This window comes from Prevotella sp. PTAC (assembly GCF_013166535.1).
GTDB lineage: Bacteria > Bacteroidota > Bacteroidia > Bacteroidales > Bacteroidaceae > Prevotella.
This window is the reverse complement of record NZ_JABKKK010000005.1, coordinates 148,966-162,968: the sequence shown is the minus strand read 5'-3', so window position 1 is coordinate 162,968 and position 14,003 is coordinate 148,966. Positions and strand designations below refer to the sequence as shown.

Genomic DNA, 14,003 nt, shown 5'->3' with positions numbered 1-14,003 from the left:
ATGTATTTTATCAAAGAGGTTCTCCATTTAGATTATCCCCCAACCGCTCAGAACTGGAAATAAATGAACGGTTGTATAGTACTGCTCTTGACCTGAATGACTATATATATCACTGCCGAAACCAATAAAGCGTCAACCAAGACATTGCCACGGGTAAGCAGTTTTATAATTCCATCCTGCCAACTGTCGGGAATAAAATGAGTGACATATCCGAAAACTATAAGACCGAACACATATTGATAACTCCCGATAACTTGCATGAATAACTCGGAATGAAAATCCGTGAATATACGGTTAAGCATCATCATGCTCGCCGAGAAATCGGTATTGCGAAAGAAAATCCATGCGAAACAAACAAAATGGAATGTAAATAAACAACCGAAAAACCTACGCATTCCATGCGAGACATAATTCTTTTCATGGCGGAATATATTAGCGCTCGCATATTTATGGGCTGCCAAAGCCAACCCGTGAAGCCCGCCCCATGCCACGAAATTGAGACTCGCGCCATGCCATAAGCCGCCAAGAAGCATGGTAACCATCAGATTTACGTACGTCCTCACGGCTCCTTTGCGGTTGCCGCCAAACGATATATAAATATAATCGCGAATCCATGATGACAGAGAGATGTGCCAACGCCGCCAAAACTCGGTTATACTACAACTGCGATAAGGGGCATCGAAATTAAGAGGAAAATGAAAGCCAAGCAATAAAGCTATGCCTATCGCCATATCGCTATAACCGCTGAAATCGCAATAGATCTGCATAGCATAACCATAAAGCCCCAACAAATTCTCCACTCCTGTATAAAGCCCCGGATTATCGAATATACGGTCTACAAAGTTGAGACTGATATAATCGCTTATCACAGATTTCTTGAACAGTCCTATAATTATAAGGTAAACACCACGTGAGAACATCTCGCGGGTGACTATGAGCGGATGATGTATCTGCGGCACGAAATCCCGCGCCCTGACAATCGGTCCGGCAACGAGCTGCGGGAAGAAAGAAACATAAAAAGCATAATCGAGAATATGGCCCAACGGCCTAAGGTTTCCACGGTACACGTCTATCGTATAGCTAAGACTCTGAAATGTAAAGAAACTTATTCCCACAGGAAGGAATATATCCCATGGCTGGAAATTATTCCCAATCATGTGCTCGAACATCCCGACAAAAAAGTTGGTGTACTTGAAATAGCCAAGCATCCCAAGATCTATCAGCAAACTCAAAGTGACCAAAAACCGAGGAACAAACATACTCTGCGGACTTTTCTGCCTGTAATTCCATATACATCGGGCTATCAAATAATCGGAAACTGTCACTATAGCCAACAAAAAGAAATACGTACCACTGCTCTTATAATAGAAGTAGTATGAGAAAGCGGTCACAAACAGAAGCCGCAAAGTACGCTGCTTATTGAGCAGCATATATACAAACGAGAAACCAAGAAAAAGAAACAGGAACAACCCCGAACTGAAAAGCAACGGCTCCTCGGGATTATATGCAAGCATACTTGATATTCTATCCAACATGTTCATTCACCAATACTGTATTTATAATTGTCGTATCCAGCCATGAAAGAATCGTAGAAATACCCGGCAAGACAGGCTCCGCCACCAAAACTAAGATGGGTATAATCTTTGTTTGCCAATTTTCTCTCCACCAGTGCCTTCATGCTTTCCCTGCCGCCCATAGCCTTGAACAAGTTGAAATATGCCACCTTGCACTCAGACGCCATTATCTGCTGATAGGCAGAAAGCGACTCTATACCTGGCATCGTCTTTATTCCGTCTGCTGTGCGCTGGTTTCTATCAGGAACACTTACTATCAGTATCGACGCCTCAGGATATGCACCGCGAAGTTTTTCCACGGCACGCGTCATCCTCTTGATGTATGCCTTGTAATTGGCCGAACGACTTTTCTCACTCACCACATTCAAACCGAAATGCAATATGATGAGGTCGTAAGGACGCAGACGGGCAAAATCTGCCAAAACAGAATGCGGGATATTGGCAATCGTAAATCCCGCCGAACCACGCATACTGAAATTATCAAGCACCACACCATAATCAGACTCCAGTGCCATGCCGTATATAAATGTATCATGGCCAACACCGGTGAAGCGATATGATATATTTCTCATGGAGTCGCGGTCTTCTATCATCCTGACAACAGACGCCGAGTCTATCACCCGAACGGTTTCCGACCTTCCGTTAATGCTTGTATGCAGAGACAGGCCACTGCCGGTACGAAGAAACAGCCGGGCTACATTCCAACCTGATGAATGCTTGCGGTACTTTGTGCCCCCCGTCCATACGACAGCATTTTCCGACGGAATGAAATATCTCTGGTTTATGCCAGCATTGTTATGATTATAAGGTTTCTTCACTACCTCATAGCCAGAGAATCCACTGAACTTTTGGCTTATCGTCGGCCTGAACCCGTTTATCTTATTGCCGCAGTCAACCCATCCTACACCATTTCCGCCGAAACGCCGTTGCAGCCGTTCCCTTATATCACATGTAAGAATATCACCTTCTATAAAAGAATCGCCGAAATAAGCTATCCGAACCGGACGTCCCAAAGACTTGACACAGTTAAGCATCTCATAAAAATGCCTCATGCCTCCGGGTGCGCCTCCGGAGTAGTCGTCAATCATCGTCACCCCATCAGGTATCACCTGCCTCGAAGGTATCGACACCGTATCCGCCTGAGCAACTGAGTCTGGCATTTCTTTCAAAAGCGGAATGGTATCCTCGGTTTCACTGTTTCCGTATACTTCAGGAATAATATCACTGAGAATATTGACATGACGCATCTCGGAGTCATTCAAATAAATAGTAGGTAACTGATGCAGAGCCAAAAGGACAACAACAACCAACCCTGTCAATATAAAGGTCCGCGCACCGTGATTCATATCCTATAACCAATCTATGCTCTTACCTATTGTAAGTCAACAAAAAACCATCCAATATTTTCCCCCCCCTTGGATGTACATATACCCCTCAAAGAAACAAAGACAATATTCATCATTATTTCCTCCCAAGTATATTGCTTATATAATTGGGCCGACTTAAAATAATCGCCCAATGCGTCAAACAAGCAGACAATAAGCTTACAGTTAATATCGCTCCTGAAATATCCTTCTTCAATACCACGATTAAGAAAATCAACGAATTGCGTTCCGGAATAAATCTTCTCTTCATTCAGATAACCTATCACATCAGGATACTTTTCCATATCAGAAAAGAACAGGGGATTTGCCTCGCGGAATTTCTCTATATTCAATTTGTAAGCATATAATATCACATCCATTACACTGTCGCTTTTCGAAGCGAATTCCTTCAAATGCTCACGCCTCATTATATGGTCTTTCTTAATCCCCTCATAAAGCAAATGCTCCTTGTCACTATACATTTCGTATAATGTACGCTTTGAGACAGACATGACATTGGCTATATCATCCATTTTAACGGCACGAATACCGTTCTTCATGAACAATGATATAGCTGTTTCCAATATTCTGTCCCGCAAAGACTGCCTGTATATGGAAAGATTTTTAACCTCTTGCATGACCTAACCTTAATTAGGTTGCAAAGTTACTAAAATAATAAAAAAAAGAAACATTTTGAATATTTTTTTATTAACTTTGCCTCTGTATATTCAATATTAACAAAGAAAACCTGCTTTGACAAACTATTACTAAAGATAATAATCCAACTTTATAATAAATAATATGGTAAAAATATCCAAAGAAGCCGCTCTTGAATACCACGAGAACGGAAGACCGGGTAAGATAGAAGTAAAACCAACCAAATCTTACCGCACACAAACAGATTTAAGTTTAGCCTACTCACCCGGTGTAGCCTATCCGTGCCTTGAAATACAACAGAACGCGAATGACGCTTATAAGTATACGGCAAAAGGAAATCTTGTCGCAGTGATAAGCAACGGCACTGCTGTACTCGGACTTGGAGATATCGGCGCATTGAGCGGCAAACCGGTCATGGAGGGAAAGGGACTTCTATTTAAAATATATGGAGGTATTGACGTATTTGATATCGAAGTCGCAGAGAAAGATCCCGAGAAATTTTGCGAAGCGGTAGAAAAGATTGCCCCTACCTTTGGAGGTATCAATCTGGAAGACATTAAAGCTCCTGAGTGCTTTTATATAGAAGAAAGACTCAAAAAGACATTGGATATTCCTGTGATGCACGATGACCAGCACGGTACAGCCATAATATCAGCCGCAGGGCTTAAAAACGCACTTGAAGTAAACGGTAAAGATATTTCAAAGGTCAAAATCGTGGTAAACGGAGCCGGAGCCGCCGCTATTTCATGTACAAAATTATACATGGCATTAGGCGCAAGACGAGAGAACATAGTGATGCTCGACTCTAAAGGCGTGATAACCAATGACCGTCCGAACCTCACAGAGCAGAAGAAGTTTTTCGCAACCGACCGTAAAGACATACACACACTTGAAGAAGCGATAAAAGGCGCCGATGTTTTTGTCGGACTGTCAAAAGGAAACATTCTGTCACAGGACATGATACGCTCGATGGCCGAACAGCCAATCGTATTCGCATTGGCAAACCCCGTCCCCGAAATCAGTTATGAAGAGGCCATGGCGAGCCGCCCCGATGTACTCATGTCTACCGGACGCTCTGATTATCCGAACCAAATAAACAACGTAATTGGTTTCCCATACATATTCCGCGGAGCACTCGACGTACATGCGACAGCCATTAACGAAGAAATGAAAATGGCCGCAGTAAACGCCATTGCGGAAATAGCCAAGCAGCCGGTACCAGACGTTGTCAACGATGTCTACCACGTAAACAATCTCACTTTCGGCCCGTCATACTTCATTCCGAAACCTGTTGACCCGCGATTAATTACAGAAGTTTCCGCCGCAGTGGCCAAAGCAGCAATTGAAAGCGGTGTAGCCAGAAAGGAAATAACCGATTGGACGGCATATAAGAACCATCTTCGTGAGTTGCTTGGACAAGAGACAAAACTGACACAGAAATTATATGATACGGCACGCAATCATCCGCAACGTGTGGTATTCGCTGAAGGTATACACCCCACGATGCTGAAAGCTGCCGTACAGGCCAAAGCCGAGAAGATATGCCATCCAATACTGCTCGGCAACGATGAACGCATTGAGAAACTGGCAAAGGAACTTGACCTTAATCTTGACGGCATAGAAATAGTCAACCTGCGTCACGACAATCAAGCTGAGCGCCGCGAACGCTATGCGAAGATACTGGCCGAGAAACGTCAGCGCATGGGATATACGGAGCAAGAAGCCAATGACAAGATGTTCGAGCGCAACTATTTCGGAATGATGATGGTGGAAACGGGCGAAGCCGACGCTTTCATTACCGGATTGTATACAAAGTATTCAAATACGATTAAAGTGGCGAAAGAAGTTATCGGCATACGTCCCGAATACAAACATTTCGGAACCATGCATATACTCAACTCTAAAAAGGGAACATATTATATAACCGATACGCTGATAAACAGGCATCCAGATAAAGAAACACTCGTAGACATAGCCAAACTCAGCGCCATGACCGTCCGCTTTTTTAACGACGAACCGAGAATGGCAATGATCAGTTACAGCAATTTCGGAACGGAAGAAACGGGAAGTCCAGTACAAGTCCATCAAGCAGTTGAGGAGATGCAACGTGAATATCCCGATTTGGCCATCGATGGAGAGATGCAGGTTAACTTTGCGATGAATAAGGAATTAAGAGACAGCAAGTATCCGTTCAGCCGATTAAAAGGACTTGATGTCAACACGCTTGTCTTCCCAAATCTAAGCAGTGCCAACGGTGCCTATAAATTGTTACAGTCGTTAGACCCTGACACGGAAATCATCGGCCCGATTCAAATGGGTCTTAACAAACCCATTCACTTCACCGATTTCGAATGTTCGGTTCGTGATGTGGTGAACATAACAGCGGTAGCTGTAATTGACGCATACGTCGATAAATTAAAACAAGGAGACTGCGAAGAATAAATAACAAATCAAAAAGACCATGGCAATTATCAACCATGGTCTTTTTTGATAGCCAAAATCTTAATAACAAATGTATTTCGTCAATAAACCAGCCCGAATTATAACAAAAAGATATTTATTTTGCAATTTACCAGATAAAAAGTTTGTTATTTCACAAAAATGCTTTATCTTTGCACTCGATAATCAAATATTGCTTGCAAATATTTAAATCACTAAATAGTAAACAACTAAAAAGGTAAAAGAACATGAATGCAGCTAAAGTTGTAGAGGATCTTAAACTTAGATTTCCCAATGAGCCGGAATACATTCAGGCAGTAAGTCAGGTTCTTCCCACTATTGAGGAAGAGTATAACAAACATCCAGAGTTTGAAAAATCAAACCTCGTTGAACGCCTTTGCATTCCGGACAGAATCATCCAATTCCGTGTGACATGGGTTGACGACAAAGGAAACGTACAGACAAATATGGGTTACCGTGTACAGCATAATAATGTGATAGGCCCTTACAAAGGCGGTCTCCGCTTTCATAAATCCGTTAATCTCGGTATATTGAAGTTCCTTGCATTCGAGCAGACATTCAAAAACTCACTCACCACACTCCCCATGGGAGGGGCAAAAGGAGGATCCGACTTCTCTCCACGCGGTAAAAGCGATGGCGAGGTTATGCGTTTCTGCCAAGCTTTCATGAACGAACTGTACCGCCATATCGGCCCCGATGTAGATGTTCCTGCCGGTGACATTGGTGTAGGCGGACGTGAAGTCGGTTATCTATTCGGTCAATACAAGAAACTGAAACATGAATGGAGCGGCGTTCTTACCGGCAAAGGTCGTGAATTTGGCGGGTCGCTCATCCGCCCGGAAGCTACAGGATACGGAACTGTTTACTTCCTGTTATCCATGCTTGAGACAAGAGGCATTGAACTGAAAGGCAAGAGTGTTCTTATATCAGGCTCAGGAAACGTTGCCCAATATGCCACTGAAAAATGCATCCAGTTAGGCGCAAAAGTTCTCACTCTCTCCGATTCAGACGGCTATATCTATGATCCTGACGGAATAGACCGCGACAAACTTGATTTCGTTATGGAGTTGAAGAATATCGAGCGCGGACGCATCAAAGAATATGCGGAAGAGTATCCCAACGCTGTATACCATGCAGGAGAGCGCCCTTGGAACGAAAAGGCAGACATCGCACTTCCATGCGCTACCCAAAACGAAATAAACGGTGACGATGCACGAACCCTTATTGGTAATGGGGTTATAGCTGTTGCCGAAGGAGCAAACATGCCTTCCACTCCCGAAGCGACCAAAGTTTTCCAGGATGCCAAGATACTCTATGCTCCAGGCAAAGCATCAAACGCCGGCGGTGTATCGGTATCAGGTCTTGAAATGAGCCAAAACTCAGAACGCCTGAGCTGGACATCCGAAGAAGTTGACAACCGGTTGAAGATTATCATGAACGACATTCACGAGAACTGCGTGAAGTATGGTACCGAGGCAGACGGCTACATTAACTATGTGAAAGGCGCTAATGTCGCAGGTTTCATGAAAGTTGCAAAAGCAATGATGGGACAAGGAATTGTATAATATACAACACATCAAAACAAAATAAAAGAGGCGGATATCCAATTGGATATCCGCCTCTTTTATTTTGTATATAAAACTTATCTTATTCTGTCTGCCGCACGAACAAGTCGCTCATCCGCCACAATTCCTCTGTTAGCCAAAACATAAAAAAGGGCAGACAAAGCAGGAAAGGCCGCAAATACAGTCGGAACAAAATCGGACTGACGAACAGTATCTCCAGGAAGCACACGACTATAAACTCCATACAATATATACCAACCTACAATCAGCAACACATTGAATATACACATACGAGCCTGACTCTTTCTGTTGTTATATGCGAAAACAGTATATATCCCCAATGCGGCTGAAGGCACAAGGATAGCAAACAGAGGCCATGTGATAAAGTCACACTTACCAGTCTCGTCGATTATCCAAAGATTGTATTCACGTGCTACCGTCAACCCTTCCAAATTGAAATAGCCTATCTGCAAGCACAGGCTGGCAAGGGTCAGCATCACGGCTATCACAATATATACAGTCTGTATACGCTGTATCATAAACAAACAGATTTACATTATAACCGCTCTTCGCCTTGCAACTGTGCATCACGAACCGCATCGCGCCAATACACTTTATCGTCCACAAACTCCTGAGTAGCGAGCAATGTTGGCTTAGGAAGTTTCTCATAATAGCGTGATATTTCTATCTGCTCACGGTTCTCGAATACTTCTTCAAGGCTATCGTTATATGAAGCGAACTCTGCCAACTTCTTACTTAAATCCTCCTTAATCTGGGTTGAGATTTGATTGGAGCGCTTTGAGATAATAGCTACGCTTTCATAGATATTGCCTGTATCCTGGCAAAGATCCATAATGTTGCGGGTTACGGTGTTTACCGGTGCCTTTGATTTCTTGTAATCCATATTACCTTATATATGTTTAAATATTTCTTTTATCTTTTAATTCTTTGTCACTTTCTTGCATTTGGCAATAAACTTCTCTGCCGTGTCACGCTCCTTGCTATCGGGATACTCATTCAGGAAACCATAGCACTCGTCCTCCGCATCACGATACCTTTCCAAACGCTTCTCCTCAACGCTTCGCTGAGCCAGTTCAAACTTGCTTTTCATTATAAGCACGGCAAAGTCCTCTCTCATATTGCTGTACGGATAAGTCTTCAACGCATTTTGTGCCGTTATTATACAAGCTTCATAATTAGATCCGCCAAAAGTACAATTTCCAAAATAGTCACCGAGATTATAATACAATCGTGCCGAAAGATATTCTTTCTGTACCAACTTATCCTGCAAGTCAAACAGTTTCTTCTGAGCCATCGGCCTCATTTTTGAATCCGGATACAGGTCAAGAAACTCCTGATATGCATTTATAGCTCCCACTGTGGGTGTTTGGTCGAGACGAGGCTCGGGGGTACTCTCATATAGCGACTGACCGATGTAATATGACGCCTGTTCCGCATATACGCCTTTCGGATAAGAAGAGCAATACTTCCTGAACGTAGCGGAAGCCGCCTCATAGTCACGATCGCAATATTCTGCCATTGCCAGCATATAAAGACTCTCCTGAGCATTCTCCGTTCCCTTTTGAACGGTTACCAGTTCCTGCAACAATGATATTGACTGATTGAACTTTCCTTCGGCAAAACACTGCTTGGCAAATTCATACTTATAATCGTAATCGGCGGATTTGTAAACCCTGTTAAACTCGGCTGCACACCCAGTCATCAACAGAACGGTACACGCCGATATGAACAAAGACTTCTTCATTTCTCGAAATTTGAAGTGCAAAAATAGTTATTTTTCCTTTAATTTCAAAGCATTTAAAACCTTTTTTACCAAAATACATCTGATTATAACGTTTATTACACCGGAAATAAGTAATTTTGCACGATATGAGCGATTTCAAACTTACATCAAAATACAAGCCAACCGGTGACCAACCGGAAGCAATAAGGGATTTGACCGAAGGATTGAAACGTGGCGCCCATGCGCAAGTGCTGCTCGGAGTCACAGGCTCGGGCAAGACTTTCACTGTCGCAAACGTCATTGCAAATATCAACCGCCCTACCCTGATATTGAGCCACAACAAGACTTTGGCAGCACAGCTATACGAAGAGATGCGCAGCTTCTTCCCTGAAAACGCTGTGGAATATTATGTGAGTTACTACGACTACTACCAACCCGAAGCATACCTCCCAACCACAGATACATACATCGAGAAAGATCTCGTCATCAATGAGGAAATAGACAAACTGCGCCTACGGGCTGTATCATCGTTGCTTTCAGGTAGAAAAGACGTTGTTGTAGTTTCGTCCGTCAGTTGTCTATACGGTATGGGAAGCCCGGTGGCACTCAACGAGAATATAATAGAGATACGCAGAAACCAGAGCATCGAGCGTAACGCACTGCTGAGAAAACTCGTGCAGGCACTGTACGTCCGCAACGACATAGAACTGCAACGTGGAAACTTCCGCGTGAAAGGCGACACGGTAGACATTGCCATGGCCTACAACGAAGTCATACTACGCATAACATTCTGGGACGACGAGATAGATGCCATTGAAGAATTGGACGCGGTGACGATGGACAGGCTCGCATCGTTCGACGAATACAAGCTATATCCGGCCAATCTCTTCATGACCACACAGGAACAGACCAACATCGCCATAAGAAACATTCAGGATGATCTGGTGAAACAGGTAGAGTTTTTCACCGAACTGGGAGACGGCATCAAGGCCCAGAGAATAAAAGAGCGTGTGGAATACGACATGGAGATGATAAAAGAGTTGGGACACTGTTCGGGAATAGAAAACTATTCGAGATACTTCGACGGACGGAAAGCCGGCGAACGACCTTACTGTCTGCTCGACTTCTTCCCTGACGACTATCTGATGGTCATCGACGAAAGTCATGTAAGCGTACCGCAAATCAATGCCATGTACGGAGGCGACAGGGCGAGAAAGACAAACCTCGTGGAATACGGTTTCAGACTTCCGGCGGCTTTTGATAACAGGCCGTTGACATTCGATGAATTTCACAATATGATAAACCAGATCATCTATGTATCTGCCACGCCGGCCGATTTTGAATTGCAGGAAGCTGAAGGTGTGGTTGTCGAGCAAATAATACGACCTACCGGACTGCTCGACCCCGAAATAGAGGTAAGACCGAGCGAGAACCAGATCGATGACCTAATGGAAGAAATAAGAACACGTATCGAACGTGAGGAAAGGGTACTCATCACCACCCTTACCAAACGAATGGCCGAGGAACTGTCGGAATACCTACTGAACCATAATATAAGGACGGCATACATCCACAGCGATGTTGCCACACTCGACAGAGTGAAAATACTCGAAGACCTGCGACAAGGAGTATACGACGTATTGGTAGGTGTAAATCTGCTGCGCGAAGGCCTTGATTTGCCAGAAGTTTCTCTCGTGGCAATACTTGACGCTGACAAGGAAGGCTTTCTGCGAAGCCGGCGAAGCCTGACACAGACGGCGGGACGTGCCGCACGAAACGTTAACGGCAAGGTAATAATGTATGCCGACACCATAACAGACAGCATGCAGCAGACCATTGACGAGACAATGCGCAGGCGAACGAAACAAATGCGCTACAATGAAGAAAACGGCATCACACCCACACAGATAAGGAAATCACTGAAACAAAGTTTCCTTAGGACTGAAATATCAAACGACAGAGATAACGGAGACAACCATCCTGTACATACAGCGTATATCGGACCGGAAGAAAGTGTTTTCGCAGCCGACCCGATTGTGGAGCGCATGACAAGACAGCAACTCGAAAAGAGCATTGCAAACACAACAAAACTAATGAAGGAAGCAGCCAAGAAACTCGATTTCCTACAAGCGGCACAATACCGCGACGAAATCATAAGACTGCAAAAAGAACTTGAGCTCAAAGACTGACGTAACATTGAAGCAAGGTATATCCAAAAGATACCCGTTACAATTAATTTAGATACCCAATGGAATGCAACACAACAAGTATCTTTCTACAATACAAAAAGCAGACTATTTCAAAGAAAAAGGCTCTTTACGCAATATGTCGGGAGCCTTTTTCCTAAGCCATCGGAAAAGGCATGAATATACATTCCCGACCTGTATACACACCGTATCCGACACTTTATTTGTAAACATTATTTTTCTCATTGCCTGTAATCAACTTTTCGCCAACAAAGATAAAAGATTACAAATAAGAAAACAACATGCGTCATAAGACACGTAGCAATACAATTTAAACCTATCACTCTGCGACCAAAAGACTTTCTATCGCAAGGCGGTATGAATCGAGCCCGAAACCGCATATCACCCCTCGGCACACGCAACTGATAAACGAATGATGACGGAATTCCTCACGCTTATGTACATTGGATATATGAACCTCCACCACAGGACATTTCAATGAACGTATGCAATCTTGCAGGGCGATACTCGTGTGGGTATACGCTCCTGCATTGAGTACTATCCCGTCGCTATCGAAACCTGTTTTCTGCATCCTGTCTATCAGTTCGCCCTCAATATTACTTTGGTAATACTCTATTTCCACATCAGGATACATGTCTCTCAGCTTCATAAGATAGGTGTCGAAAGAACTACTTCCGTAAATCCCCGGCTCACGGACTCCAAGCATGTTCAGATTCGGTCCGTTAATAATCTGTATTTTCATGTTTACGAATATTTTTACTACCTTTGTCTCGGCAAAAATACTAAAATAAATGGATATTGACAAGAAAAGCCATGCTAATATAGTAGAAGAATACATGCGATACCTGAAACTGGAACGCAGTTTCTCACCAAATACGCTCGACGCATACCACAGAGACCTGATGAAGCTGGACGGTTATCTGTCAAGCGTGAAAATCAGCCCGTTCGATGTAAAACTGGAAGATCTTCAGACATTTGCGGCCGGGCTTCACGATGCAGGCATAGGAGCTTCTTCACAATGCCGCATACTCAGCGGTGTGCGGTCTTTTTTCAAGTTTCTTCTATTAAACGATTACCGTGACGATGACCCTACCGAGTTTTTGGAATCACCACAACTTGGATTGCACCTGCCCGAAGTGCTGTCGACAGACGAAATAGACGAACTTGAAAACTCTATCGACTTGTCCAAATGGGAGGGGCATCGCAACCGAGCCATCATAGAGACTCTTTTTTCCTGTGGTTTGCGCGTAACCGAACTGGTAAATCTGAGACTCTCCAACTTATATTTCAAAGAACAGTTCATACGTGTGTTCGGAAAAGGAAAAAAAGAACGGCTTGTCCCCATATCCCCCCGGGCCATACAAGAGCTCAATAACTGGTTCGAATGCCGAAAAGGGATGAACGTCAAACCAGGCGAAGAGGATTATGTGTTCCTCAACCGCCGAGGAGGACACCTCACAAGAACCATGATACTGATAATGATAAAACGCCAGGCCAAGACGGCTGGAATACAGAAGACAATAAGTCCGCACACACTGCGGCACTCGTTCGCCACAGCCTTGCTCGAAGGCGGAGCCGACCTGCGTGTTATCCAGGATATGCTCGGACATGAGAGCATAGACACCACCGAGATATACACACACATAGACACTACTATGCTGAGGCAGGCAATACTGGAACACCACCCCAGAAACATCAAGAAACATTCAAAATGAGTCACGTTGCAAAAAAAAGCAAAAAAGTGTGTTAATCTCTGTGATCGCAGATGCTAATACCAATATATTTTGTAATTTTGGCAAATTATAAAAAGATAACGAATATATGAAAAAGATTTATATGCTGATCATATCTTGCCTGCCCCTTATGGCCATGGCACAGAATACATGGGAAATGAAAGATGCCACAGGCAAGACGAAACCTAACCCTGACCAAAAATATCTCGCCGGAGCCGTACCAGTGGCTGACGGGAAAGTGATTTTCGAGAAAACGATAGATGCCAAAGGTAAAACCGCCGCACAGATTTACGACATTGCCCTGAAGTTCATGACCGAGTTGACAAAGGAAGACAATCAGTTTGAACAAAGCAGAATCACATATAAAGACTCCGTTACTCATGAAATAGGCGGTTTCTATCAGGAATGGCTTGTGTTTAAAAGTACAGCATTAGTGCTCGACCGCACACGGCTTATGTACAACCTGTTCGTAAAATGCGAAGATGGCAAAGCCGACATCAAGATGACACGCATATACTACTTATATGATGAGGAACGCGAGCCTCAGACATTAAGAGCCGAAGAATGGATTACCGATGAATACGGACTGAAAAAAAGTAAGGAGAAACTATCACGGGTGACCGGCAGATTCCGTCGCAAGACAATAGACAGAAAAGACTATTTGTTCGACAGATTTGAGGCTTTACTTAAATAGGGTTA

The 14,003-nt window shown here is 43.7% G+C and carries 12 protein-coding genes; 5 read left to right on the top strand and 7 right to left on the bottom strand.

Translation table 11 applies throughout. The features are described from left to right. Positions 1-47: 47 nt before the first annotated feature. The 3 genes from HPS53_RS05185 to HPS53_RS05175 all read right to left on the bottom strand — a co-directional run bounded on the left by HPS53_RS05185 (position 48) and on the right by HPS53_RS05175 (position 3,576). Positions 48-1,535: an MBOAT family protein gene (locus tag HPS53_RS05185; protein ID WP_172204915.1), complete on the bottom strand. Its 1,488-nt coding sequence runs from the start codon at positions 1,533-1,535 to the stop codon at positions 48-50. 2 nt (positions 1,536-1,537) lie between these two features. Next, a complete protein-coding gene (locus HPS53_RS05180) occupies positions 1,538-2,836 on the bottom strand; it encodes a hypothetical protein (RefSeq protein ID WP_253942819.1) in 1,299 nt (432 codons plus the stop codon). A 110-nt stretch (positions 2,837-2,946) separates the two neighbouring features. Next, complete coding sequence (locus tag HPS53_RS05175) at positions 2,947-3,576, bottom strand: TetR/AcrR family transcriptional regulator (RefSeq protein ID WP_172204817.1); 630 nt, start codon at positions 3,574-3,576, stop codon at positions 2,947-2,949. Between the two features lie 163 nt (positions 3,577-3,739). Here HPS53_RS05175 and HPS53_RS05170 point away from each other — a divergent pair, with 163 nt between their 5' ends. After that, a complete protein-coding gene (locus tag HPS53_RS05170) occupies positions 3,740-6,037 on the top strand; it encodes an NADP-dependent malic enzyme (protein WP_104369073.1) in 2,298 nt (765 codons plus the stop codon). A gap of 245 nt (positions 6,038-6,282) precedes the next feature. Continuing rightward, positions 6,283-7,620, top strand: a complete 1,338-nt coding sequence (locus HPS53_RS05165) for an NADP-specific glutamate dehydrogenase (protein ID WP_172204815.1) — start codon at positions 6,283-6,285, stop codon at positions 7,618-7,620. A 77-nt stretch (positions 7,621-7,697) separates the two neighbouring features. Here HPS53_RS05165 and HPS53_RS05160 read toward each other — a convergent pair whose 3' ends face one another. From HPS53_RS05160 to HPS53_RS05150, 3 genes are read right to left on the bottom strand one after another with little or no spacing between them, the layout of a single operon-like run. Beyond that, positions 7,698-8,159: a DUF4293 domain-containing protein gene (locus tag HPS53_RS05160; RefSeq protein ID WP_104369071.1), complete on the bottom strand. Its 462-nt coding sequence runs from the start codon at positions 8,157-8,159 to the stop codon at positions 7,698-7,700. Between the two features lie 17 nt (positions 8,160-8,176). Then, positions 8,177-8,524 carry a DNA-directed RNA polymerase subunit omega gene (locus HPS53_RS05155; protein WP_104369070.1) on the bottom strand — a complete coding sequence of 116 codons (348 nt, stop codon included), beginning with the start codon at positions 8,522-8,524 and terminating at the stop codon, positions 8,177-8,179. Between the two features lie 36 nt (positions 8,525-8,560). Next, positions 8,561-9,385 carry an outer membrane protein assembly factor BamD gene (locus HPS53_RS05150; protein WP_172204813.1) on the bottom strand — a complete coding sequence of 275 codons (825 nt, stop codon included), beginning with the start codon at positions 9,383-9,385 and terminating at the stop codon, positions 8,561-8,563. Between the two features lie 125 nt (positions 9,386-9,510). Between HPS53_RS05150 and uvrB the strand changes: the two genes are divergently transcribed. Then, positions 9,511-11,553 carry an excinuclease ABC subunit UvrB gene (uvrB, locus tag HPS53_RS05145; RefSeq protein WP_104369068.1) on the top strand — a complete coding sequence of 681 codons (2,043 nt, stop codon included), beginning with the start codon at positions 9,511-9,513 and terminating at the stop codon, positions 11,551-11,553. Between the two features lie 337 nt (positions 11,554-11,890). Here uvrB and aroQ read toward each other — a convergent pair whose 3' ends face one another. Next, entirely contained in the window at positions 11,891-12,313 is a 423-nt protein-coding gene (aroQ, locus tag HPS53_RS05140; protein ID WP_172204811.1) for a type II 3-dehydroquinate dehydratase, read from the bottom strand. A gap of 49 nt (positions 12,314-12,362) precedes the next feature. On the opposite strand from aroQ, the gene HPS53_RS05135 reads away from it, so the two are divergent. Further along, the gene (locus HPS53_RS05135; protein ID WP_104369066.1) at positions 12,363-13,286 is read left to right on the top strand and encodes a site-specific tyrosine recombinase; all 924 of its coding nucleotides are present in this window, start codon (positions 12,363-12,365) and stop codon (positions 13,284-13,286) included. A gap of 106 nt (positions 13,287-13,392) precedes the next feature. After that, the gene (locus tag HPS53_RS05130; protein ID WP_104369065.1) at positions 13,393-13,998 is read left to right on the top strand and encodes a DUF4468 domain-containing protein; all 606 of its coding nucleotides are present in this window, start codon (positions 13,393-13,395) and stop codon (positions 13,996-13,998) included. Positions 13,999-14,003 lie beyond the last annotated feature (5 nt).